This is a genomic window from Nocardia sp. NPDC051990 (assembly GCF_040680755.1).
Classification (GTDB): Bacteria; Actinomycetota; Actinomycetes; order Mycobacteriales; family Mycobacteriaceae; genus Nocardia.
Map to the genome: position 1 here is coordinate 68,053 of NZ_JBFAXH010000017.1, position 23,710 is coordinate 91,762.

The 23,710-nt window shown below is 64.0% G+C and carries 26 protein-coding genes; 10 read left to right on the forward strand and 16 right to left on the reverse strand.

Translation table 11 applies throughout. From position 1 onward, the window contains the following. Window positions 1–188: 188 nt before the first annotated feature. Window positions 189–491, reverse strand: a complete 303-nt coding sequence (locus tag AB0L63_RS25730; RefSeq protein ID WP_364505607.1) for a type II toxin-antitoxin system RelE/ParE family toxin — start codon at window positions 489–491, stop codon at window positions 189–191. A 44-nt stretch (window positions 492–535) separates the two neighbouring features. Between AB0L63_RS25730 and AB0L63_RS25735 the strand changes: the two genes are divergently transcribed. After that, entirely contained in the window at window positions 536–1,786 is a 1,251-nt protein-coding gene (locus tag AB0L63_RS25735) for a cytochrome P450 (RefSeq protein ID WP_364505609.1), read from the forward strand. Between the two features lie 194 nt (window positions 1,787–1,980). Here the strand turns inward: AB0L63_RS25735 and AB0L63_RS25740 are convergent, their stop codons facing one another. The 4 genes from AB0L63_RS25740 to AB0L63_RS25755 form a co-directional block, all read right to left on the reverse strand. Beyond that, complete coding sequence (locus AB0L63_RS25740; protein ID WP_364505489.1) at window positions 1,981–2,709, reverse strand: ESX secretion-associated protein EspG; 729 nt, start codon at window positions 2,707–2,709, stop codon at window positions 1,981–1,983. A 346-nt stretch (window positions 2,710–3,055) separates the two neighbouring features. After that, window positions 3,056–3,391, reverse strand: a complete 336-nt coding sequence (locus tag AB0L63_RS25745; protein WP_364505491.1) for a hypothetical protein — start codon at window positions 3,389–3,391, stop codon at window positions 3,056–3,058. Between the two features lie 6 nt (window positions 3,392–3,397). Further along, window positions 3,398–3,739 carry a hypothetical protein gene (locus tag AB0L63_RS25750; protein ID WP_364505493.1) on the reverse strand — a complete coding sequence of 114 codons (342 nt, stop codon included), beginning with the start codon at window positions 3,737–3,739 and terminating at the stop codon, window positions 3,398–3,400. Then, window positions 3,736–4,119, reverse strand: a complete 384-nt coding sequence (locus AB0L63_RS25755) for a hypothetical protein (protein WP_364505495.1) — start codon at window positions 4,117–4,119, stop codon at window positions 3,736–3,738. Before AB0L63_RS25755 ends, AB0L63_RS25750 begins: the two co-directional genes overlap by 4 nt. 241 nt (window positions 4,120–4,360) lie before the next feature. Between AB0L63_RS25755 and AB0L63_RS25760 the strand changes: the two genes are divergently transcribed. After that, window positions 4,361–5,230 (forward strand): helix-turn-helix transcriptional regulator, encoded by an 870-nt coding sequence (locus AB0L63_RS25760; RefSeq protein ID WP_364505497.1) that lies wholly within the window; start codon window positions 4,361–4,363, stop codon window positions 5,228–5,230. Next, entirely contained in the window at window positions 5,227–5,436 is a 210-nt protein-coding gene (locus AB0L63_RS25765; RefSeq protein ID WP_364505499.1) for a DUF397 domain-containing protein, read from the forward strand. The genes AB0L63_RS25760 and AB0L63_RS25765 overlap by 4 nt, the downstream gene beginning before the upstream one ends. A gap of 239 nt (window positions 5,437–5,675) precedes the next feature. Here AB0L63_RS25765 and AB0L63_RS25770 read toward each other — a convergent pair whose 3' ends face one another. The 5 genes from AB0L63_RS25770 to AB0L63_RS25790 form a co-directional block, all read right to left on the reverse strand. Continuing rightward, a complete protein-coding gene (locus tag AB0L63_RS25770; RefSeq protein ID WP_364505501.1) occupies window positions 5,676–6,167 on the reverse strand; it encodes a hypothetical protein in 492 nt (163 codons plus the stop codon). Window positions 6,168–6,202: 35 nt separating this feature from the next. After that, window positions 6,203–6,775 (reverse strand): DUF3558 domain-containing protein, encoded by a 573-nt coding sequence (locus AB0L63_RS25775; RefSeq protein ID WP_364505611.1) that lies wholly within the window; start codon window positions 6,773–6,775, stop codon window positions 6,203–6,205. A gap of 243 nt (window positions 6,776–7,018) precedes the next feature. Next, window positions 7,019–7,300, reverse strand: coding sequence for a hypothetical protein (locus AB0L63_RS25780; RefSeq protein WP_364505503.1), 282 nt, complete (start codon window positions 7,298–7,300; stop codon window positions 7,019–7,021). An 80-nt stretch (window positions 7,301–7,380) separates the two neighbouring features. Then, complete coding sequence (locus AB0L63_RS25785; RefSeq protein WP_364505505.1) at window positions 7,381–8,664, reverse strand: SMI1/KNR4 family protein; 1,284 nt, start codon at window positions 8,662–8,664, stop codon at window positions 7,381–7,383. A 421-nt stretch (window positions 8,665–9,085) separates the two neighbouring features. Further along, window positions 9,086–9,718: a hypothetical protein gene (locus tag AB0L63_RS25790; RefSeq protein WP_364505507.1), complete on the reverse strand. Its 633-nt coding sequence runs from the start codon at window positions 9,716–9,718 to the stop codon at window positions 9,086–9,088. A gap of 557 nt (window positions 9,719–10,275) precedes the next feature. Between AB0L63_RS25790 and AB0L63_RS25795 the strand changes: the two genes are divergently transcribed. The 3 genes from AB0L63_RS25795 to AB0L63_RS25805 all read left to right on the forward strand — a co-directional run bounded on the left by AB0L63_RS25795 (window position 10,276) and on the right by AB0L63_RS25805 (window position 12,501). Next, entirely contained in the window at window positions 10,276–10,539 is a 264-nt protein-coding gene (locus AB0L63_RS25795; RefSeq protein WP_364505509.1) for a hypothetical protein, read from the forward strand. 349 nt (window positions 10,540–10,888) lie between these two features. Further along, entirely contained in the window at window positions 10,889–11,623 is a 735-nt protein-coding gene (locus AB0L63_RS25800; protein WP_364505511.1) for an alpha/beta hydrolase, read from the forward strand. Window positions 11,624–11,931: 308 nt separating this feature from the next. Further along, window positions 11,932–12,501: a hypothetical protein gene (locus tag AB0L63_RS25805; RefSeq protein WP_364505513.1), complete on the forward strand. Its 570-nt coding sequence runs from the start codon at window positions 11,932–11,934 to the stop codon at window positions 12,499–12,501. A 193-nt stretch (window positions 12,502–12,694) separates the two neighbouring features. Here AB0L63_RS25805 and AB0L63_RS25810 read toward each other — a convergent pair whose 3' ends face one another. After that, a complete protein-coding gene (locus AB0L63_RS25810; RefSeq protein WP_364505515.1) occupies window positions 12,695–13,102 on the reverse strand; it encodes a VOC family protein in 408 nt (135 codons plus the stop codon). A 146-nt stretch (window positions 13,103–13,248) separates the two neighbouring features. Continuing rightward, entirely contained in the window at window positions 13,249–14,292 is a 1,044-nt protein-coding gene (locus tag AB0L63_RS25815; RefSeq protein ID WP_364505517.1) for an SPFH domain-containing protein, read from the reverse strand. Between the two features lie 197 nt (window positions 14,293–14,489). Here AB0L63_RS25815 and AB0L63_RS25820 point away from each other — a divergent pair, with 197 nt between their 5' ends. Both AB0L63_RS25820 and AB0L63_RS25825 read left to right on the forward strand, forming a co-directional pair. Then, window positions 14,490–16,019 (forward strand): amino acid permease, encoded by a 1,530-nt coding sequence (locus AB0L63_RS25820; RefSeq protein WP_364505519.1) that lies wholly within the window; start codon window positions 14,490–14,492, stop codon window positions 16,017–16,019. A 131-nt stretch (window positions 16,020–16,150) separates the two neighbouring features. Continuing rightward, window positions 16,151–18,568, forward strand: coding sequence for a tetratricopeptide repeat protein (locus AB0L63_RS25825; RefSeq protein ID WP_364505521.1), 2,418 nt, complete (start codon window positions 16,151–16,153; stop codon window positions 18,566–18,568). Between the two features lie 48 nt (window positions 18,569–18,616). Here the strand turns inward: AB0L63_RS25825 and AB0L63_RS25830 are convergent, their stop codons facing one another. After that, a complete protein-coding gene (locus tag AB0L63_RS25830) occupies window positions 18,617–18,970 on the reverse strand; it encodes a DUF1707 domain-containing protein (protein WP_364505523.1) in 354 nt (117 codons plus the stop codon). Window positions 18,971–19,138: 168 nt separating this feature from the next. Here AB0L63_RS25830 and AB0L63_RS25835 point away from each other — a divergent pair, with 168 nt between their 5' ends. Together AB0L63_RS25835 and AB0L63_RS25840 are read left to right on the forward strand one after the other, a co-directional pair. Further along, window positions 19,139–19,873, forward strand: a complete 735-nt coding sequence (locus AB0L63_RS25835; RefSeq protein ID WP_364505525.1) for a MerR family transcriptional regulator — start codon at window positions 19,139–19,141, stop codon at window positions 19,871–19,873. 283 nt (window positions 19,874–20,156) lie between these two features. After that, window positions 20,157–20,738 carry a hypothetical protein gene (locus AB0L63_RS25840; protein ID WP_364505527.1) on the forward strand — a complete coding sequence of 194 codons (582 nt, stop codon included), beginning with the start codon at window positions 20,157–20,159 and terminating at the stop codon, window positions 20,736–20,738. A 274-nt stretch (window positions 20,739–21,012) separates the two neighbouring features. Here the strand turns inward: AB0L63_RS25840 and AB0L63_RS25845 are convergent, their stop codons facing one another. The 3 genes from AB0L63_RS25845 to AB0L63_RS25855 all read right to left on the reverse strand — a co-directional run bounded on the left by AB0L63_RS25845 (window position 21,013) and on the right by AB0L63_RS25855 (window position 23,569). After that, complete coding sequence (locus tag AB0L63_RS25845) at window positions 21,013–21,300, reverse strand: hypothetical protein (protein ID WP_364505529.1); 288 nt, start codon at window positions 21,298–21,300, stop codon at window positions 21,013–21,015. 469 nt (window positions 21,301–21,769) lie between these two features. After that, entirely contained in the window at window positions 21,770–22,345 is a 576-nt protein-coding gene (locus tag AB0L63_RS25850; protein ID WP_364505531.1) for a threonyl-tRNA synthetase editing domain-containing protein, read from the reverse strand. An 18-nt stretch (window positions 22,346–22,363) separates the two neighbouring features. Then, a complete protein-coding gene (locus tag AB0L63_RS25855) occupies window positions 22,364–23,569 on the reverse strand; it encodes a phosphotransferase (RefSeq protein WP_364505533.1) in 1,206 nt (401 codons plus the stop codon). Window positions 23,570–23,710 lie beyond the last annotated feature (141 nt).

Consider the following 23,710-nt stretch of genomic DNA (forward strand, 5'->3'; position numbering starts at 1 on the left):
GAAAGTCCGCCGAGACCACGGGGATGCACAAAGGGTTTGGCGAATGTTCCCGTCATCCTCGCGAACATCGGGACCCATACCTCCGCGGTGGGTCCCGATGTTCGCCGGGATGGCGGAAAACCGCTCGAGAACTCGACATCGATTGCGCGAGGGGCTATCCGAGCCCTCGACAACTCGGTAGAGCCGCTTTACCGGTAGATGATGTCCCTGCCGCCGGCGGCGATAACCAGGATCACCAGCCGATTGTTCTCTATCCGATAGATGGCACGACAGTCACCGCAGCGGAGCCGATAGAAACCGGCGTATTCGCCTGCCATCGGCCTGACCGCGTTGCTCGGGGCGTAAGGATCATCACCCAATTGGGCGAGCTTCTGAAATAGCCGGATGGCATCGGTTTTGGGAATGTTGCGGATGTCCTGTTGTGCTTCCGGGGTGAGCTCGAATCTGAACGCCAGCCGGTCATGGGTTCGGCCGACAATCTCTTTCGTTATATTCTGTGTGTCACTGTCGAATCGTCTGGAGCTTCCCTGTGTCTATGCCTCCGCCGCTGTCTTCCTATGGCGGCTGCCCGATCGCGCCCAGTTCGGTTATCGATGGTGATGGACCGCGAGTAGCTTTATATACCAAGGAATTCGCCGCGAATCCCCAGCGCGTCTACCAGGAGCTGAGAGCCCGCTACGGATCGCTGGCCCCAGTGGAGATCGCGCCGGGTGTTCCGGCCACCCTTGTGGTCGCCTACGAGACCGCGAAGCGAATCCTGCACGACCCCGAGCACTTTCCGGCTGACCCTCGGACCTGGCAGGCGAACGTGCCGCTCGACTGTCCCGTCCTGCCGATGTTGCAGTGGCGGCCGAATGCGCAGCGCAATACCGGAGCTGTACATGCTCGGCTGCGCTCGGCCAACACCTTCGCTATCAATGGAATCGACCTGCACGCCGCACAGGTGTTGGCCGAGAAGATCGCGGTGCGGCTGATCAACACCTTCTGCGCCGTCGGACGCGCCGACCTGCTCGCGCAGTTCGTGCACCCCCTCGTCTCCGAGGTTCTCAACACCCTGGTCGGCTGCTCGCCCGATATCGGGGCACGCGTCGCGCAGGGCATGGCCGCCATATTCGACACCTCCGCCGACGCCGAAGATGGCAACGCGATATTGGAATCGGCGCTGTATGAGCAAACCATGCACAAGATCGCTGAGCCTGGCAACGACATCACCACTCGAATGATCGCGCATAGCGCGAAACTGACCGAGGAGGAGGTGATTCACCAACTGGTCGTCATATACGGGGCGGGGATCGAACCGACAGTCAACCTCATAGTGAATACGTTGCGACTGATGATGACCAACGACCGGTTCGGCGGGGGGATGGTCAGCGGTAGTCTGTCGACCGGGGACGCGCTGGAGGAGTTGCTGTTCACTGATCCGCCGCTGGCGAACTTCTGCTTCAGTTATCCGCGGCAGCCGATCTTCATCGATGGTGTGTGGTTACCGGCGCATCAGCCTGTGCTGATCAGCATGTCCGCGTGCAATAACGATCCCGCAGTGCATTCCGGAGACTTCATTGCCAATCGGTCCCACCTTGCCTGGGGTACCGGCCCGCATGCCTGCCCGGCGAAGGATCTATCCTCCACCATCGCTCGCGCGGCGATAGATCAACTGCTCGATGCGCTACCTGAGATGGAGTTGGCAGTTCCCGTCGAGGATTTGCAGTGGCGACCCGGGCCCTACCATCGCTCCTTGGCGAGCTTGCCCGTTGCATTCGAACCGACTCCGCCGATGGCTGTGTGAAGTATGTCAGCGGGTTCAGTCCGGTGTGAAGTTCACGGACGGTCACATGGTCGGCCATATCTGTGGTGTACCCGACCTGGTCCACGGTCGATGATGACGTAATCCGCGCTCTCGTCGATCCGTGGGGTCCGGGTGTGTTCTGCTGCGCGCGCACGGAATCGTGAGGATATGCCGTGCGCGGGAGCATTTTGCGGCTATGTGCGGTCCTGTTCGACTTCGAGTTGGGGTTGGGTGGTGCGGGCGATCCAGGCGGTGAAGTGGGCGGCGAGGTTGGTGGGGGTGGTCGGCTGGATGGTGTGGTGTTGGTCGTGGAGTTCGGTGTAGCGGCCGTCATCGGTGATGTCGTGCCATTGGACGGCGGCGCGGGGTTTGTTCGGTTTGTCGACGGGGCCGGTGTAGAGCAGGGCGGATCCGCCGCCGTCGGCGGGACGGTGCAGGAGCCGCTGATAGCGCTCGTGCGGGGTGTCGTTGTCGGAGTGACAGCTGGTCTGTGGTTGGGTGCCGGGCTTGCAGGGCGGAAGGCAACCGGCGAGTTGTGCGGGGAGGTGGTCGGTGGGGAACAGGCGGCAGCGGATCGGGCCGTTGGTGTCGCCGAAGGTGGCTTGGGTCAGCGACATCGCGTGCTGGTCGGTGCGTGCGCCGACGATGCGGTACACGCGGACGCCGCCGTTGGGGTTTTCGTGTCGGGTTGTGCCGCCGAAGATTTGGATGCGGATCGGCGATGAGCTCAGGGTGTGCAGGGCGAGGTGGATTTCTTCGAGTTCATCGGGGGAGTAGCGCTCGCGCACGGTGACCCGGTGGGCGTCGAAGTCGTCGCGGTAGGCGAAGCGACTGGTGAAGCGGAGCGGATCGGGGAACCGGTCGTTCGCGGGGCTGAACCACAACGCTGCGAAATCATCGGGCTCCCAAGTCCATTCGGCCATCATGATATTCCGATCGATTGTGCGGGGTTTGGGTGTGCGAGCGGTTGCCGAGCCGAGTCGGATGATTGTCCCCGCGGACGCCGGGAGCGACCTTGGACTCGGCTCGGCGGACCGTCGCTGGACTGCTGTTTCTGCTGCTAACAGGCCAGCCATGCGTCGATCTGGTCCAGGCTGCCGCCGTAGACTCGATCGTCGTTTTCGGCCGACAGTTTCCAGCCGTATGGCCGATCTTCGTCGCGCGCTAGCCGGTCTCCGGCACGCTCGGCCCGATCTCGGACCGAGCGCACTTGCGCGGCAAGAGAATCCGGCTCGTGTGACATGGGTCGTCCGCGCCTTTCGCGCTGGTTCACCAGGGTTTGCCCCAGAGTCGGTGTCGGCGTGTCGAATCGGGGTGGATGCGTCCGGCCGCGACCAGCGCATCGAATGCGGCATGCTTGCGGTCGCAGTCGTGCTCGCAATGCAGTTGCATCGCGACATGGGCGTCGGCGAGAGTGAATGGCTGCTCGGGTGGGCCACAGGTCCACGCCTTCGGCCATTCGACCGGGCGTAAGCGACAGCTGCGGGTGGTGGGCCGGTCGCGGCGTGGCTGGTTGATCGGCCACACACACGCAATGCCGACCATCGCGCACCCACCGCCCCCGATGACCGCGAGGATGCTGTGCACTATGTGCCACGGCCCCACAGCCGTTCACTTCTCGATGCCGTTGCCGCGGGAGGTCGGCGGTAGCGCCAGTGCGGCGAGCCCGTCGAGCACTTGTTGCAGCGTGCGGAGTTCGGGTATGCCCTCGGGCAGGGAGCGGTCGATGGTATCGACAGGAAAGTCGATGTCGCGCAGTCGGGCACGTTCGCGCGGGCTCGACTGCGGTGGTGCGATCCGGCCGTGCCGCACGAGCGTGTAATACGCGACCCGCTTCCACGCACACCGCTCGATCCGGCACGCACGGTGTCGACGCATCTGCGCATGCGCCAACTCGACCTCGGCGAAATCGCAGATATTCGGCGGATTGAGCAGCGCGTCTTCGTACATCACGCCGCCCCCGTCCCGATGCCGGGCACGCGCCGCGTTGAGCGCACCCAAGTACCTTGCGGGCAAACGGTTTCCAGATCGAACCCCGCGTCACAGATCAACGCGGGCTGACTGTCCACATGCCCGAGATCGAAGACGACAATCACCCAGACCTCGAGCCCGGTCGCGATCCTGAGCGCGTACCCGATCGGCTCACCAACGTCGACTGGTGGCCGCACTGTGTATATGTACTGGTAGCCGAGCGTATTCGCATGCCGCTGCACGTCGAGGGCGTGGCGCGCGGCGTGCAGGCCGGATACGTCGTTACGCACGAAGCCAATGGCTTTCGGCTTATCGCCCGCAGTGATCGTCTGCGGTGGCTCGATGGATTGTGTGGGTTTCATGGTTCCCCCAGAACCTGGTCAGTGTGGTGGAGTATGCGCGTCCGGAGCATTGCCATATGCCGATGTTCTCTTGCCGTCTCGTGTCGGCTCCGGCGTCGGGCGCGCTCTCACCACACCATCGGGCCCACGGCGCCGAAGGCTTCAATTGAAATTTCACAGGAAATTCCGCGAAACGCCAGGACGGATTACAGGTTTCGAAGCTAATGTTACAAACTGAAACGCCACAGGACAGGAGTTAGGTATGGCAGAAACGGACGAACCGCTGTCCCTCCCGAAGCGCCAGCTCGGTCACTACCTCCGGCAGGCTCGCGAAGATTTGGGCATGAGCCTCGCCGAGGCTGCCAAGCACATCAGCCGTTCGGCTCCGACCCTGATGCGGATCGAGAAGGGCCTCACCAAGAAGCTCCAGCCGTTGGAGGTCGACGCGCTTTGTCAGCTCTACGGGTTCGATCAGGACAAGACCGATGCGATGAAGGGGCTTGCCCAGCAAGCCAATACGAAAAACTGGTGGAACGAGTTCGGCGATCTGATACCGGCCAATTTCGATATCTACGTCGGGTTGGAGACTGCGGCCCAGGAGATCGTCACATACCAATCCGACCTTATCCCCGGCCTCGTACAGACGTCCGACTACGCCCGCGTGCTTATGCGGAGTGCGCTTCCGCTCGATGCGACAGAGGAGATCGAGCGTCGGGTTCAGCTGAAGATGCGGCGACAACAACTAATCGCCCGCAAGGTCAACCCGGTTACCTTCGAGCTCGTCATCCATGAGGGCGCGATTCGCCGCGTAGTCGGGAGTGGCAAGGTGATGGCAGCCCAACTGCGCCATCTTGCCGATATGAGCACCCGCCCCAATGTCACGGTTCGGGTGCTTCCGTTCACGGCTGGTATCCCGCTGGGCGATCCAGTCGGGCCATTCGTCATCTTGCGGTTCGGCCAGGGCGCACGCACTGTCGTGTACGCCGAGACATTCACAGGTGATCTTTACCTCGAGAAATCCGCTAGTCTGCGGCGGTACGCTGGTGCTTACGAGGCCATTCAGCGAGCTGCGCTGGATGAGAACAGAAGCAGGAGCCTGCTCCGGCAGGTGGCGAAGGAGCATTTAGGTTGAGCATTGATCTATCCGGTGCCAGGTGGTTCAAGAGCAGTCGGAGCACGGCGACCAAGGAGTGTGTTGAGGTAGCGTTCCTCGACCAGAGCATGGTCGGTATTCGCGACTCCAAGAATCCGACCGGCTCGGCGTTGGTCTTCACGCCCGCCGAGTGGGATGCCTTCACCGCGGGCGTCACGGCAGGAGAGTTCGAACGCCACGCCTGAGCTCGGCGCAATCCCGAGCGCCACAGCGGCCCTATCCCGACATTGCCGCCGAGAGTGGTCGAATGGCGGTCGTCGGGCCGATGCTGAGGCACTATTAGACTACCGTCGGTGGCGGGAGGGGTCTTCCATCTCAACCCCGTCGAAACCCGATCTCGCACAGGGCTTCTGATTTTCGGACCGGCGTGCCATGCGGAGAGTCGATGTGTGACCCGTGTCGAAGGCGTGCGCGAACCCGGAACTTATAGTCCTGGCCAGGAAAAGATCTTGGCTTGGGCAGGTGCCTGCTGCGGCAGATTCGCTTCCAGGTCTTGGTATTTCGCCGCCTGTTCGGTATCGACACTCGTGATGCGTTCGCGGACGGTGCGGAAAAGCGTTTGGAAGTCTTCGATGACCTTGTAATGCGACTCCATCACTGCATAGACGCTGTTGTCCGAGTTCGTGGAGTTATCCAACGTCCTGGATTTGTTCCGCCAGCGTCTGACCATCGTCTTGGCGGAGATCAGATCCCGGTCGCTCTGCGGGGTGAAGCTCTCGCCGAGCCCCCATTTATCCTGCTGCGAGATCTCGGTCATTGTGCGTTGTATCTTCAGGATGACGTCCTTGAAGTATTCGCAGTCGCGGTCGATGTAGACGAACTTCTCGAGATCCATCCGAATCGTCAACCGGCCCTCACGTGCCTCGGTGATCAGATTCGCCAGCGGGCTCGCCGAAGTCGTGTCGTCGTCAGGCATGTCGATCCCTCCGAGTTCAGTTCGTGAGGCGGTGATCAGGCGGAGGCGGGCATACTCGGAACAACCTTGTCCGCCAAGCTGCGAGCCAAGTCGCACGAGTCAAGGCTTCCCGTGCTGGTCGACTTCGGGTTGTTCAGGTTGAACTCAAGACTGCCGCCCTTCATCTCCACGTCCACCGTGCATGCCTCTTTGATGAACGGGCCGTCGAACTGGCGTGTCGAGATCGCCCGCCTGCCGTTGATGGTGAACTCGGTGGCCTCGGGAAAGTTGCGGCTGCGAATGAGATCGATGGTCAGATTCGTGGTACGAATGCTGACCGAGTAGCTGCTGGATCGCACCCAGGCGCAGCCGCGCCACTTAACTCCGCCGCCCGCATCGCCATTGGCTGGATCTTTACCGTGCAGCCTCTCCGAATCCAGCACGTCTTGCGGAACGTCCTTACATGGCTCATAGGTGCGCGGAACATCGGCAGCCAGCGACGGTTGCGCGCTCGCGGAGGTGGAGGCCGGTTTCGCGTCTCCGCCAGTCGATGACCCACACCCCGACAGCAGGACAACCGCACCAACCGCCAACCCAGCGCCGAGTAGTGTATTCCCCCTGCTGATCATGCGTTCCACTCCTGATCACCGGCTCTATCGATGGTATCGATCAGGGCTGGCCCGGCTCTCGCCCCCTGTTCAGTTAGTTCGACCGTACCGGCCGGTTGATCCGCCTACAAGCCGCGGCTGTCGCGGGTTCGACACCGACATTCGAGGTCGGCGGCATTCATTCGCGTGAGCGATGGGGGACGCCAGCTTCGGGCCAGACGTTCTCGGTCGTGCCGAAGCAGATTCGTGAGGCGGCAAGTACGTCTACGAATTGACCGAATCACTGTGCATGGCATTGGATTCCGCGGCCACAGACTGGATGCGGCGGTGGCCGACGGCAGTTGGACCGGTGGCTTGGCAGCGGAGTTCGCCGATGGCTGGAGCGATGCCCGGGACGGTGGCCAGTTCACCCGCGTACCGGCAGCGATACAGCATCTCCCGCCGCGAGATGTTGTATTCAGCGCCGGTCAGCTTGTCGTTCGCCAGAACCTGGTTGTGGGACCACCGCGTTGCCAGTCGTGGGACCACCAACGGCAGGTGATCCACCGAGAGAACGTGTTACAGATCTGAAATGCGGATCCGTCATGGCGACGGCAGCCGAAGGTCCGGAAATGCCGATGAGCGTGCTATCCGGCGTGGTCGCAGATGATCCGGGGGCCGGTGCGGGTGTGCCGTGAGGACCGAGTTGTCGCCCGGTCGCACGCAACGATGAAGGAACCGATTCGGTCAGCCTCGCCGGGGCAGCGGCCGCTGCGCGGTTGACTCAACAGCACGCGCCCGCGTTCCGGGGTGAGGCTGTACGCCAGCACCGGGTCGGCGAGCAACGCGACCGGGGCGATGTGATCTGGCGTACGGGGCTGCCAATGCGCCATCGCGGCCTCGAGCGCATGCCACAGCGTCGCCGGGTCGGAGTGGTGTTGCGCGAGCGCCTTTCGTACCGCGGCGTCGAATGCTTGGTTGCCGTAGGAGAGCTGGTAGCCGGGCCGCTCTACCCGGGCCCGGTGCCCGTCGATGGCACGTTTGATCTCGCCCCCGGGGTCGTCGACGATCTGGGCAACGTCGAGCGCGGAGGCATACCAGGGTTCTTTGTATGCGTGTTGCAGGAACATGCATGGCACGAACTCGTCGGTGAACAGTGGACCGGTGAAGAATCCCTCCGGAACGGGTGCCAGCGGTAGCACACGCGAAAGGATCCGGGAGGCATCGTAGGGGGAAGAGGTGCTGAGGAACATCTGGAGCTGGGTTTGTAAGACCGTGGCGCGTGACTGGCCGAAATGCTGGGCTTTCTCCAGGGCCGCCATGGCTGTGTCGATGTCCCCGGAAAGGGCTTCGCCTCGTGCCTGTTCGGCCACCAGATCCCAGTTGTCACGGGTTTTGCCCGCCGGCTGACGTATTTGATGAAGGCTTTGGTACTCCGATTCCATGAGGGCGGTGAACGAGGGATACCGCTGCGGGAACTCCCCCCAGGAAAACACGCTGTAGGCGGCCCATTCGCCGTTCTCGTCGCGGTCGGCCGGGTCGAGGAACAGGACTCCGACGTCGGCGTGCAGCGAGATCAGTAGTCCGCGGCTGAACGGGTTACCCGGCGCGTCGACTGGTGGCTCGGTGATCAGGTCGGCCCAGGACTCCCAGGCCGGTTCGAGGTCACGCAGCCATCCCAGATTGGTGGTGTCACGCATCTTCCGCACGAATTCCCCGGCATGGCGCCATCCATCGATGGTCAGCAGGAAGCTGCGATAGGAGGGTGGCAACCGCAGGCCGAGGCGCTGCTCGACCGCGGCGACGTCGGCCTCGGTGGCCGGGGCGTACCCGAGCCAGCGCTGCTGCACCACCTCGGGATCCAACTCATCAGGATCTCTGCTGGCGATCCATTCCTCGCTCCACAGCTCCAACCACGGTCTCCAGTTCATTCCATGAACGCTACGAGAGTGAACCGGCCAGCGATCAAAGTGGCGTAGTGGTCAGCAAGGGATATCTTGTTGCGAGTTATCCGATTCGGGAGCTATGGTCTCCGCTGTCCTCGCCTAAGGCGCACTGGCTCCGGATGAATGCGCCCGTAGTTCGGAGAGGGTAGCTGCCTGTTCAAGTCAGGCCGAGTCCGAAGGGGGTCCGCATGCGAATGCGGACCCCCTTAAGCCTCAATCATCGTCGTCTGTGATGACCGCTCCGTGCCTGCCCACCAAACGTCCTGTCATGCCGCGGAGCGCGCGATCCGAATGCATGGTGGCCGCCGCCCGCTGATTGGTCGGCCACCAACGCCTACGGAACATCCGAGAGTGCCGATTACCGCCCTCGCCGCCCGGAAGTTGCCGTGATTGGGTTCCGCATCAGCTACAGCACGCTTACGTGGTTTCCGTAACGACCGTTCAGGGCGTCCGTCGCGGCTTTGGCGATAATCTGGCGGTCGTCTTGCGAGCATCGAAGCAGAAACGCCCGCACGCGAGACCCGGACCAACCTGCTGCTGCGACCGCCGGCCAGTACGGCAGGTACTTATGGTTGAGATCGCGGAAATTGGCCTCGGCGTAGTCGAGGACGTCGTCGACCGCGGTGTCGGGGAAGTTCAGTCGCAGCATCGCGACCGCGCGCAGCGCACCGTCAGCGAGAAGTTCGACATCTTGTTGCAGGCACCACACGGCAGGAGCCGGGTCATTGTCGACCTCACGACCCAAACGGACAATGGCGTCGCCAAGGGCGACGTTGACGCTGGTCGCCGAGCGAGGTTGCAGTGCCAGTCTTTTCAACAGTTCGACATCCCCGCGGCTGCCAGTCATTCCCAGAGCCATGATCAGTTGGTACTGCGTCTCCCAGGTGCGTTTGTCCAGCACTTCGCGTTCGAGCGCGGTGCGGACCTGTGCCGCTGTTGTCGGGTCTGCGAGCGCGCGCAGCCGTTTTGCGCCGCGTCGCCGCCGCGCCGAGAGCGAGTCGGTCAGTAGCGTCAATGCCTCGTTGCGTGCCAGCGTCATCCAGTTCGGCCTAACCGTGTTTCGTAGTTGTCGATCCGTCGTGGATGGTTTCACACCCCTACGACAGGGGCCGCTCCTCTTCCTCCGCGAACATCCGCACATGCCGCATACCGCGCTGATCGAACCGGTCGGAGCGGGGCAGGCGACCTGCAGGTGGCTGTATCGATTCGAGGCCGACCGAACGCACCGCGCCATGACGATGACCATGCAGCGGCCCTTGCTCGGAGACCGACTCGGCTACTCTGCGGAATTTTAGGTGCTCGATTGTGTAATGAGCCATCACCCAGGCATTTCGAGGTCGTCGGCAGTCGTCTCGTCGAGAGAACCACGTCCGGGATCCCGGCCGCCGGCTGGCCCGGACCTGTGGGTTCGGGCTGAAACCTGGGATCGGTAGGTGGCGCGCGCGGCATCTACTTGCCCCATGACATCTTCTCAACCTCCCACGAACCAACCGCAGCCCTCCGGTTTGGACAAAAAGACCAGCGCGATCCTGTCGTACGCGCTGGGGTGGCCCACCGGAATCATCTTCCTAATTCGTGGGAAAGAAAGATCCCGATGTGAAATTCCATGCCTCGCAATCGATCGTCTTCTTCGGGGCGGTCTCGGTGGTCAATATTGTTCTGAGCATCGTCGGCTCGCTCCTGGGAGTCCTGGGGATCATCTTCAGCCTCGCCGGACTCGCAGTCGCGGTCTTCGCGGTCGTCGTCTGGATCATGGCCATGGTCCAGACGAACAACACCGGCGGTGCCCGCGCGGAGCTTCCCATCGTCGGAAAATTCACTGCCCCATATGCCGATCAGTTGGCCAACTCGATCAAGTAGCGGCATATTCGAAGTCCCCAGCTGGATTCGTCATCGATGATGCTGTCGGCACCCCTGCCTGCGGGCCAGATGCGACAGTCCGAAGATCAACGGCCCGAGGCTATCTCGGGCCGTTGGCGTCCGCGTGGAACGTCCGAGAATGCCGAGTTACGCGCCTCCAGCCACGGAGCCACCGCAAAACCCGTTGGCGGACGACTGCGACCACTGCTACCGTTTCGGAGGCCGTGCCAGAGAACGAGGAGGTGGTATCCGTGAACGCAGTATCGACATGGGTGCTCCCTCCGGGGTCACGGTCGGGCGATAGGTCGTCCGGGAGCGCCGTTCAACAGCACTCCCGAAAGGCACTACCGTGCAATTCATTACCGAACAGCGTCCCGACGATGGGATCCTCGAGCGCGAATTCACCCTCGGCGAGATCCCCGGCATCCTGTGGACGCCCGGATCCGCATCCACACCGGTGCCGCTGATCCTGGTCAGCCCCCCTCCCCTCGGGCTGCGCAAGGCGTACCCGCGACTGCTGGCCAGGGCCCAACACGCCGTGGCGGAGGGCTACGCCGTGGCCACCATCGAGCTCCCCTGGAGCGGTGACCGGCCCCGTTCGGCCGCCGCCGAGCAGGCCCGCGCCGACCTGCACCGGGCGCTGGCGGCTGGCGAGCCGGTCGACGACGAGATCGTCGACCGGCTCATCCTTCCGCTGGTCGACAAGGCGGTCCCGGAATGGCGGGCCACCCTGGACGCCCTCCTCGCGCTGCCCGAGATCGGCGGCCCGGTCGGCTACTCGGGCGGGGTGATCTCCATCGGCACCCGGCTGGCGGTGGTCGAGCCGCGCATCGCGGCCGCCGTTCTGTTCGCCGGTAGTTTCGTGCCCCGCGCAATACTCGAAGAGGCCCGGCAGGTCACCATTCCGCTGCATGTCCTGCTGCAGTGGGACGACGAAGGAAACGACCGGCAGATGGCCCTGGACCTGTTCGACGCCTTCGGCTCCAAGGAGAAGACGTTGCACGCCAATATGGGCGGGCACACCGGCGTCCCGCAGCACGCCGGGGAGGAGGCGAACCGGTTCTTCACCCGGCACCTGAAGTGAGGCCGGGCCGTCAGGCCAGCTGCAGACCATAGAGCCGTCGGCCAGGAAGCCGCTATCGAGGACAGGTCCCGGCCCTCCTCGATAGCGGTGGCCGCCCTCGACGCACTGTCATGCCGCGGGGCGAGCGTCCGGGCAGTGAAGCGCACTGTTCGCCGATGCGAGTGCATCGCGGCGGATACCGACGGGCTACAACCGATTTGGTGTCGGCTACGGTCGACGTGGGACGATCTGTAGCGGTCGGTACCATGCCGACTGGAGGCAACGCCCTACCTGGCTGTGTGCGTCCCCGTCCCTCGGAAGGAACATCGATGGCTGACGTCCCACCCCCACCGTCCTTCACCAGCGCCGCTGAGGGCGCTGTCGTCGGCCAGCGACCCACCATCGCTGGCACCGGTGTTCCCGGTGCCACAGTGACGGTGCGGAACATCTCGCTGTTGGGCCTCGGCACCAGCGTCGGTACACCCGCGCACGGTATTACGTCCAATCGCCGCACGTCGAGACAACTGGTGATGCTGACCGCGGTCGCCGCTGCGATGGCCCTCGCCCCGGCACTGACCGGGCCGGCATTTGCCGCCCCTGGCCAACCCGCCGCGCCCATCACTACCGCACCGCAGCTCACCGCGGCGCCCGCACTGACGACCTCATCGAAGCCGGCAGACCCATTCGGCTCCGACGACAAATACGACACCTTCGGTTACGACCGCTCGGGTTATGACCGCTGGGGTTATGACCACTGGGGTTATGACCGCTGGGGTTACGACGACAAGGGCTATACCGAGAAGGGCTGCGCACGCAAGGGCGAAGACCGCCCAAACGCCGACCACGCCGCCTGCGAACAGCGCCGCCAGCAGCGCTCGACCGGCAGCAGCGGTTCCTGACTTCAGCATCGGGGTCGTGACCTCCGGCCGACGTTCCCGCCGCGGACCTGCTGGACGCCGCCGACCTCAGACCGGTTCCGCGCCGCTGGGACTGGCCCACTCCGGACCCGTCGCCGTTGCCGACGCACGGTTCGAGCGGACACGCTGCCGATCCAGCCGCTGGAGTAAAGCAACTCGCGCAGATCCGTTCGGGTCAAACTACCGCAGGTTCCGGGGGCCCGAGCAGATCCCACCGGTTTCCGGAAATATCGAGGAATACAGCAACCTGACCATACGGCTCAGTGCGCGGGTGGGTGACGAACGTGACTCCGGCGCAGACCATCCGGCGATACGCGGCCGCGAAGTCGGCGACTCGGAGAAAGAATCCAACTCGCCCGGCGACCTGATCTCCGATGGCGCCGCGCTGGATGTCTCCGTCTGCTTGTGCGAGCAAGATCCCGGTGGTCGCAGAGGGTGGGCGAACGACGACCCACCGTTTGGGACGTCCGTCGTTCGTGAGCGATGGCGAGTCCTCGATCAGGTTGAACCCGAGTCTCTCGACGAAGAACTCGATGGCGGAATCGTATTCCTGGACAATGATTGTTATCAGCTCCAGATGCACTTCGTGAGCCTACGGCGTTCCCAACCTGAACGTCCGCACATGCCGCATATCGGTCGTTCGGCAACGCAGCGTTAGCCAATCGGCAGCGCGATAACCTGTTCCACTTCCGTACCGCCGTCGGTGGTCCCACGACTGGCAACGTGCAGTCAGCTGTCGGCTCGGGTGCCGCAGTCTCCGCAGAACTTCGCGCCCGCGGTCAGTTCGGTTCCGCAGCCGCCGCAGTGACGTGGACGCACGGCAAGAGGTTCACCGCAGTTCGTGCAGAACCGGCCGCCCGCCGGATTGGTGGTGCGGCATCCGGTGCATACCGGCTGTGCGGTCGCGGCGGAGCGTTGCTGCCATGGATTACTCGGTGCCTGCTGTTGGATGGCGTTCAAACCCAGTGCGGCGCCGAGGAATCCGTCACCGCCGCCATGGCCGTGGGCAAAGCCATGGCCCGCGCCGAGCGCCAATTCGCCTGCGGCGTAACGCTGAAAGTCGCCGGCCAGTCGAATGTAGGTGACATCCTTGGCCAGTCGTTTGATGCGGTCCGCATCCTCGGGTGCCAGGGTGATGTCGAAGTTGCCCAGGCGCGGGATGCGCAGGCCGTATTCATAGAGCGTCAGATTGGTCTGGCGCACCACGGCCGCCTCGATCGGCTCCAACTGGCCGGACAGGCCGAGCACCGGCCAGTCGCCACGGGAAATTCCCTGTGTGACAGCGACTTTCATCGATTTGAGCAGCAGGTCCGAGGACCAGGACTCCACCGTCGCCGGGACGCTCAGGTCGGTGGTGCCGGCCAGTGAGGTGACCAGCTCGGCCGGATCCCGCACCGATAGCGCGAATTCCCCGAAGACCCGCAGTGTCACGACCTGTTCGCTAACCGGATCGGCGATATCGGCCAGACGGCCACCGAACTTGATACCGGGGAACTCGCGGGTGGAGACGAAATACAGTTCGGCGCGGTAGAAGTTGTTGCCGGTCAACGTATCCACAAGCGCGCCGAGGACCGGCAACTCGTCGGCATCGATCCGATGCCGACCGGGACCCATCGCCGCCACGACCTGCCCGGACTTGACGAACAGGGCGATCTCGTCGGCATTGACGATGGCACGGCTGTAGCGACGGATGTTGACATCCGGCCACTTGTAGATCAGTTGATTCTTGCGGTCCTCGGGGACCGCGATGAACTCCCGTTCGAACCATGCCATGCTTGCGCTCCATCAGCCGTAAACGTATCCAGCGTACCGATGTTCAACGGCACGATCAACTAACGCCGAGGTCACGGCGGGTAGAGCGACTCTGCAACGGTTTCTTGCCATTCAACTCTTGACTCACCATTGAACGTGCCGTTGAATAGCGTTACATCAAGCAGCGATATGATCGCCGTCACGTGAAAGGCATCACTATGACAACCGTTCAACCCTCCGCGGAGGTGTCGGCGCCCGCGAATGCGCTGCACGCCGAGGATGCGGGCTATCACAAGGCGTTGCGCCCGCGCCAGCTGCAGATGATCGCGATCGGCGGTGCGATCGGTACCGGACTGTTCCTTGGTGCGGGTGGTCGGTTGCACACTGCCGGGCCCGGACTGTTCCTGGTCTACGCCGTCTGCGGAATCTTCGTATTCTTCATCCTGCGGGCGCTGGGCGAGCTGGTGCTGCATCGTCCGTCCTCCGGCTCGTTCGTCTCCTATGCGCGTGAGTTCTACGGCGAGAAACTGGCTTTCGCGGTCGGGTGGATGTACTTCTTCCACTGGTGCATGACCGGCATCGTAGATATCACCGCGATCGCCACCTATGTCCATTTCTGGGGAGCCACCGAAGCGATACCGCAGTGGTTGATCGCGCTGGTGGCACTGGCCATCGTGGTCAGCATCAACCTGATCTCGGTGAAATGGTTTGGTGAGCTGGAGTTCTGGGCCGCGCTGATCAAGGTCATCGCGCTCGTCGCCTTCCTGATCATCGGCACCATCTTCCTTGCGGGCCGGTTCAAGATCGACGGTGAGACCACCGGTTTCAGTGTGATCCACGATAACGGCGGCCTGTTCCCGACCGGTCTGCTGCCACTGGTCACCGTCACCACCGGTGTCGTATTCGCCTACGCCGCAGTGGAATTGATCGGCACGGCGGCCGGTGAGGCGGAGAACCCGGAAAAGATCATGCCGCGGGCCATCAATTCGGTCATCGCCCGCATCGCGCTGTTCTACGTCGGTTCGCTGGTGCTGCTCGGACTGCTGCTGCCCTACGTCGCCTTCAAGGCCGGTGAGAGCCCGTTCGTCACCTTCTTCTCCAAGCTCGGTGTCGGCGGTGCCGGCTCGGTCATGAACCTTGTGGTGCTGACCGCGGCCTTCTCCAGCCTCAACGCGGGTCTCTACTCGACCGGCCGCATTCTTCGCTCGATGTCGATGAACGGCAGTGCTCCCAAGATCGCCTCGCGGATGTCCAGCGGTGGCGTGCCGTATGTCGGCATCCTCGCCACCGGTGCGATCGCGCTGGTCGGTGTCGGGCTCAATGCGATGGTGCCGGACAAGGCCTTCGAGATCGTGCTCAACATGTCGGCTCTGGGCACCATCGCGGCCTGGGGCGCGATCGTGGTCTGCCAACTGCAGCTGTTCCGTTGGTCGAACAAGGGTCTGGTGGAGCGTCCTTCGTTCCGGCTGCCCGGTGCGCCCTACACCAGCTACGCCACGCTGGTGTTCCTGGTCGCGGTGATCGTGCTGATGGCATGCAGCCACGAAATCGAGCAGCGCGGTGCTGTGATCGCCATGTTCGTGGTCGTGGTTCCGGCCTTCGTCGGCGGCTGGTTCCTGGCCCGCAAGCGGGTGCTGCAGGTCGCTCAGGAACGCGAGGGCATCACCGGTCAGTTCCCGGTGCTGGCCGAGCGGCCGCAGCGCAACGGTGATGCGGTCGTCGTTCTCGACAAGCCCGACGAGAACTAGATCGATTCGATCTCCGCCCCGGACAACATGTCCGGGGCGGAGCTATTCCCATAGGGGGGAATACGGCATGCGCGCGGCGGCGGTCGGCGGAAGAGAATGGGTGCCCTATTCACCGGGCTCGAAAGGTTCCCATGCCGGAACAACCCAGCGCCTCCGAGAATCCGCTGCCGCACCCGTGGGCGAATCGGCGGATGCGCGGAACCGAGGTTCCGCGACGGACGCCGCACCCCTGGGCCACCCGCGGCATGAAACACGAACCGTCGCAACGCCGCCAGCATCCATGGTCCGGGCCGAGCACCGTGGAGCGTGCTCCGGGGCAACGGGTCTTTCTGCCTCCAGCGCCCGGCGACACCATGCCGGTGAGTGATCCGGCGACGGGCGCCGAGGAAACTCTCGAACTCGACGAGCCGGACTCCGGCCGTAGCGGTCGCTCCCGGCCGAGCGTGCGGCGGCTCGGCGCGGGCCTGGTGCCGATGCCGAGGGTGGCGCCGGTCGATCCGCGTGCCGCCATTCTCGACAATCCGGAAGTGCCCGAGCTCAAACGGTTCTGCTGGAAATGTCAGGAACCGGTCGGCCGTCGCACCGCCACCGAGCCGGGTGCGGTGGCCGGCGAATGCGGCCGCTGTGGCTCGCCGTTCAACTTTCGTCCCACCTTGCAGCGCGGCGAACTCGTCGCCGATCAATACGAGGTGCAGGGCTCGCTCGCGCCCGGCGGACTCGGTTGGATTTATCTCGCGATCGACCGCAATGTCAGCGATCGCTGGGTCGCGCTGAAGGGTTTGCAGAACCCGCTGGACTTCGAGGCGCATGTGGTCGCACTCGCCGAACGGCAATTCCTGTCCGAGGTGGCCCACCCCGGCGTTGTCAAGATTTACAACTTCGTCAAACATCGTTCTGCCCGCGATATTCCGGACGGCTTCATCGTCATGGAATACGTCGGCGGACAATCGCTGAAGAAGATGCTCGATCTGCGGGGCAAGGAACGCATACCGGTCGTCGAGGCCATCGCTTACATCATGGAAATCCTGCCGGCGTTGGACTATCTACATTCCTTCGGATTGGCATACAACGATCTGAAACCCGACAACATCATGGTCAGCGAGCACGAGGTCAAACTGATCGATTTGGGTGCGGTCGCCGCCATGGACTCCTACGGCAGCATTTACGGCACGCCCGGCTATCAGGCGCCGGAGATCACCGAAACCGGGCCGACCGTGGTTTCGGATATCTATACCGTCGGCCGGACCCTGGCGGCCCTGGCCCTGGATCTGCCGCGGGACCGCGACGGGCACTTTCTAGGCGGCATACCCGAACCGGACGAGGATCCGCTGCTGGCGCGCTATCCGTGCCTGTACCGCCTGCTGCTGCGTGCCACCGATCCGGAGCCGGAGCGCCGCTTCCCGTCCGCGTATTCGATGTACTGTCAGCTCGCCGGTGCGCTGCGCATGGTGCTCGCGATCGATACCGGCCTGGAACATCCGCAGCCTTCGGTCGAATTGAGCTCCATGCGAGACGATTTCGGCATCGATACGCTCATCGGCCAGACCGACGGCATGGTCGACGGCATGGCCCGCATGCCCGTGCTCGAAGCGCGCGATGTCGTCGCGGCCCTGCCGACGCCGTTGATCGATAGCGAGGATCCCAGTGCCGAACTGCTGTCCTCCCTGTTGCACGGCGAACCGCGGCACGCGCTGGACGCGCTGCGCCGGGCGCACGAACGCATCCGGGCCGGCACGATCGTCGCCCCGGAATCCTTCGACCTGGAGGGGCCGCTGACCGCGGTCCGTGCCTACCTGGACCTCGGGGAAACCGTTCCGGCCTGCCAGTTGCTCGCCGATCTGCGCGTCGACTACAGCGCGGACTGGCGCATCGAATGGTATGTCGGCGTCGCCGCGCTCCTCGACGGCCATTACGACCGGGCCTGGCAGCATTTCGAGACCGTGCACGGGATGCTGCCCGGAGAGATCGGACCGGAACTCGCCCTGGCCGCCACCGCGGAACTAGTGCTGCAACATCTGGACGATCCGGCCGAGTCGGATCGTTGGCACCGGGCCGCGGCCGATCACTACCGCGCGGTCTGGCGGACCAACCACGGCGTGGTGAGCGCGGCCTTCGGCTTGGCCCGTCGGCTCGCCGCCGATGGCGAATTGCTCGAGGCCGTCACCGTGCTCGAACAGGTACCCGCCGCCTCCCGCCATCACAGCGTGGCGCACACGACGGGCTGTCTGCTGCTGGTCTCGCGGCCGATCGCCGATATCACCGAGGCGGATATCTGTACCGCGGCCGAGCGCCTCGAGGCGCTGCCCGACGACGCGCGAACGCTGCAATTGCAGGTCATCGTGGTCGGGGCGGCCTTGGAGTGGCTGCGGGTCGGCGGGCGGCCGCGGAATCCGAACCGGACGATCCTCGGCTTCCCGGTCACCTCGGCGGGACTGCGACAGGGACTCGAAACCAGTCTGCGCGCCCTGGCCAGAACCGCGCCGGATCGCTGGCACCGCTATCGGCTGGTCGATCTGGCGAATTCCGTTCGGCCACGCACCCGTTGGTAGATCCGTGGCGCTCGCGGACGGCAGTCGGCGAAGCTGGCGGGGGTGAACTCAGCGCAGCTGCTGCACCACGAAGGCGACGATGGTTCCGGTGCCCGCCAGCAGCCACAGCCAGTTGCCGGTGGCGACCGCCAGCACGACCGCGACGATCGAGATCACCGCGGCGATCGTCCGCAGTCGCTGCAGCGCATTGCCGGTGGGTGCGGGTGGTGCGGAGGGCGTTGTGCCGGGCAGGTCGGCGAATAATTCCGCCAATTGTCCTTTGGTGGTCGCCGCCGCCGCAACGGCGCTGCGTTCATCGAACTCGGTCAGGCTCAATCGTCCGGTACCGAGATGGTGCGACAGTTGTTCCAGCGCGCGCTCCCGTTCCGTCACGGTAATTCGAGAAGCCTGCGCCTCGGTCATATCGGAAGGATAAGCCCCGTCGCCGGTGTTTCGGCCGAACGAATTGCCAACGGCGGGAATAGTTGCGGGTGTCATCGGGGGTTGACGCAGGTCGCGAACGATAGGTGCCCAACATCACTGACGTATGCTTACCTACGAGTAAAGTTTTCTTTGTGGTTTCCTAGACATATGGCAGGGGACGTGGAGTACACGATCGATGAGCTGGCGCGCGAGGCTGGTACGACCGTGCGCAGCCTGCGGGTTTACGCCGAGCGCGGCATCCTGCCCCCGCCGCAGGTCAAGGGCCGCACCGGTTTCTACGGAGCGGATCATCTCAATCGGGTGCAGACGATCAGCCGTCTGCTGGACCGGGGGATAAAGCTGAACGGAATCAGGGAACTGCTGGAGGCCTGGGATCGCGGTGATGATCTCGGCGACATCCTCGGCGTAGTGGAGCCCGGTGCGCCGCAGCCAACCGCGCCGCCCGCTGGCGACACGATCGCGGCGACCGAACTCGAGCAGCGCTATCGCGAGGTGCCGCACGGTTTGGCCCGCGTGGTCTCGGCCGGTCTGTACGAACCGGTGGACGCCGCGACCTACCGCATCGCCGATCCACAGTTGATCCGGATCTTCGATCAGTTGCAGGGCGCCGGCATCCCGGTCGATGCGCTGCTCGGCGAATTGGAGCGGCTGCGTTCGGACTGCGACCGGATCGCTCGCCGCTTCATCGATCTGTTCCATCGTTCGGCGTGGGAGCCGTATCAGAACTCCGAGCGCACACCCGCGGATAAGGCGGTACTCGCCGACCGGGTGGCCGAGACTCGAATCCGTCCAGGGCAGGCGACCGCCGAGCTCGTGAACCGCTTTGTCGCGAAGTATCTCGAACAGGACAGCGACCTCACCGAGGCACTGCCCGACGCCTGACGCGTCGTTCGGCCCCTGCCGACACGTGCACTCTTCTTGCGCACTGCCCGACGCCTGACGCGTCCGGCTCGCCGACACATGCACACTCTTCTTGCCTGGCTTACGGCCGATCTTTCGGTGCCGCACGCCCCTGGCCAGGTCTTTCTCATTCATCGTTCCCATGGCTGGCGATACTTAGAACAACGTGCCGTTAAATAGCGTTACATTAGGCAGCGGGAACAGCACCTCCCTCGGCCCGTATCGACGTCGGCCGACGGGCGAGACAATGATGAAGGAGACGTCGATGACCAACGTCAGCCAACTGCGCGACACACCCGGACCTACGAAATGTTCCGACCAGGCGCGTAATGCCAAGGGACGAAACAAGATCCGAGCACTGTCCTTGCTTGCGGCAATCGCGGCGAGCATCGGCGTATTCGGTGTCGGCACCGAGACGCCCGCGGCCAATGCCGATATCGGCGTGCGCTGCCTGTGGGCTGGTGAAGCCGTGCCGCAGGGCGTGGTCATCTCCGCGGGCGGCTGGACATACCGGTGCCAGTCCGATTTCTTCGGCTTCGCACGCTGGTCCCGTGAGGGCTACGCCTCCGGTCGCAGCAGCGTGTACAACCCGGGTACCAACGGCAATCCCGCCGGCAAGTTCAGTCCGGGTGCGCAGCAGCCGGGCACCGACTACATGGACTACTGCGTCGGCAGTCAGCTGATCGAGGGGCGCGACGATATGTACGAGGCCGTTGCGGACGGCCGCGGCGGGCTGTATTGGCGTGCGGCTGGGCCGATTTCGGACTGGACCTTCGATATGAGCGCGAACCGGCCGGGGCCGTCGTGGCGGTCCTCGAGCCTGTGTATCGACGGTAACCTGACCTGAGTCACAAACCGCGAATCTTACTACCGCTGAAGCCCTTTCGGGCGGCGGTGCCATTCGGCACACGCCGCTCGGGAGGGCATTGGTATGCGTACACGTCTATTGGACACAATCAATTGGCCACTAGCGGAGTGCAATTGGCTACCAGGTGCAGTTGTGCTCCAGGTGGCGAACGCCGAAGCGATCCCATCGGGTACAGCGCACAAACGACTGCGACCGCCGCTCCTCTCGGAGCGACGGTCGCAGTCGTAATATGAAGAGCCGCAAGGGGAGTGGGTCAGCGGCCGCCGTCGGAAGGCACCCAGACCCAGCGTCCGCTGTCGCCGCCGCTCTCGTACGTGCCCCGGCTCGAGTTGTTGCCGGAGGCGGCGTGATCCTGATCGGCGACACGGCGACTGCCCGAGTTGCCGTTGCTGTACCCGCCGCCTCGTGCCCCGCCGCCGTTGCTGTTGCTGTGGTTACCGGGCGCCGCGATGGTCGACTGAATCGCCATGGCGGCGGGTGTGATCACGAGTGCGCCGGCGACCACACCAGCTATGACGACCTTCTTCGACTTGAGGTTCATGGTTACCGATATCTCCTTCGTCCCGCTGAGCCCGGACTTGGTCGGTAAGTGGGTGTGCCGGGGATTGCAGGTTGTCTGAGGTCTATTGTGCCGCTATTTGACGGCACAATCAATAGTGAACCGTTAGGAACCTCTGCAATTTTTCGGCGGTCTTCCCCTCCCGGGTCAGGGCTGGGAGTTCCGCGCACGGGGATGTGGATGGCATGTGCTGCGGCGTTCGGTGAAGCGCTGTTCGAATGCGGCGATGCATGCTGCCGGTATCGTGGGCGATGTCGACAGCTTGGGAACGCCGGTTCTGCCACGTAGGGAGAGTAGTGGTCGCCGCACCGGGACACTCCCCATCAATGGGGATGTGTTCAGTACTCGAGTTCGACCCAGGGGATGGCGATGGGAAACGGGAAGTCGATGGCGATGCCATCCCGGTTCTCATGGGTCCACTCGCCGACGATGCAGTCGATTCAAGCCATCCTCAACGTCGACCACGCTCAGGGCTGGCGCAGACCTTCCTTACCCGTGCGGCCAGCGCGGAATGCGCCAGCGACCGTGAGCGCGGACCATGCCAGCGCAGCATCGGCTCGCGCTGCCGGTTGTCGTCGGCCGACATATGGATCATCTGCTGTGTCCCGATCCCGTCGAGCGGGTCGACACGGCAATTCTTGTACCAGCCGAACGGAATCAGATGTACCTGCTCACCGCGCTCCTCGAGCCGCTCGGTGATCTCGGTCAGTACGTCGAGTGCCTCGGCGAATTCGGCGAGCACATCGAATCCCGCTGGGGTGCTGGCTCTTTCGTCGGGGCGAGGCAGACACGCGAAGCCCTCGACGACGATCGGTCCGGCGTCGGATTCGGTGACGATGCGCCGGACCAGCTGCACGGCGGTGCCCGCCAGGGCCCGGTCGCCGCGGTCCACCCCGATCGTCACCAGCAGGCAGTCGTGGAAGGATCTGCGTGCCCCGATCACCGACGGTTCGATATATATGGCGCACGGGCTCGCCGTCGTCACGGTGTATTCCACCGTGCGACAACGATTACTGACGATGCGCATCGGCTCCCCCTGGTCCCTTCATCCGGTCGCCTCGACGGCTCCGGCGGCATCGAGGTCGAGTACGGCCGTCGCGGTGCGCTCGATGATGCCGAGGCAGACCTCATCGGGCTGATATTTGGGTTGAATGGCGCTGCGGCCGATGGTCGAGAGCCAAATGAAGTACGGGTACAGCGCCTGCTGGCGGTAGGCCAGCCAGGCCGTATCGAAGTCGGGTGCGGGTGCTCCGCAGGCGGCCAGTCGTTCCAGGTACCCGCTCAGCAACTCGCGTTCCCAGGCTCGGCGGTCGGCCACAGCCAGACCGGATGCGACCACATATGCGAAGTCGTAGGCCCAGCTGCCGCGCAGCACGACCTGCCAGTCGGTGAAACCCATCCGGCCCGCGGCGGTGACGTAGGTATTGCCGATATGGCTGTCGCCGTGCAGGAAGGTCTGCGGTCCAGTGCTGGCGATCTCGAGCGAGCGCTCCAGAGCGCGATACAGCCGGTCATGTTGCGCCGGTAGTACGTTCGGAATTACCGAGGCCGCGCGCCGAACCCCGACCCGCGACCGCGTTGGCATGCCGATCAACCGGTCGAGATTGGCGAAATGTGCCCGCGGCGCCTTGAGCCACCGGTGCAGCCGGAGTTCTTCGTCGTCCCAGTAGCGGGCGTGCCAGGTTGCCATAGTGCTCAGCAGATCTTCGATCTGCTCGCGTCCGATCGGAGTGCCCGGCGTGCAGAAGCTGGCGCCCTTGGTGCTGACGATGTCCTCGAGCAACGAGATCGAACGCCCCGAGCGGCTGTCGACCGCGCTGTGATAGCCGCGCGGTGCCTCGATTTCGAGGTCGGGCCGCACATGTTTGAAGAAGCCGGGTTCGCCGTGCAGGATGCCGGCCAGGTCGAGGGTCAGCCGCTGGGTGAAACCCGCTGTCGTCTTCGCGAACAGGTTTTCCGGTAGACCCGCGACCCGGCCTATCTCGTTGTAGCGAACGGTGATTTTCCACCGTGTCGAGGTACCGCTGCTGTTGCCGCCGATATCGAACCCCTCGACGGCCGCGCCCGGATGGTCGTAGCACAGCACCGCGGTCAGCCAATCGGTGGTCAATTCTCGACCTGTCACCGGCACATCGGCCGCACGCAGGGCCTGTGGACGGGTGACCGCTTCCCGCGCGAGATGACTACCGATGCGAGTGATTCCGCGTATCACCGCGAGTGCGGGGTGTCGGGTAAGTGCCTCGGACTGCAACGGTTCTCCTCTGCTCGGCGGCCGATCAGACCTGCTGTATCCGGTCGGTTCGCCGGTCGCGAGCCGCCGTTAACGGACCCTATGGCAGCCGCGAAGCGGGAACATCCGTCATAGCGGGGAGGAATATCCGCATCGGGCGGT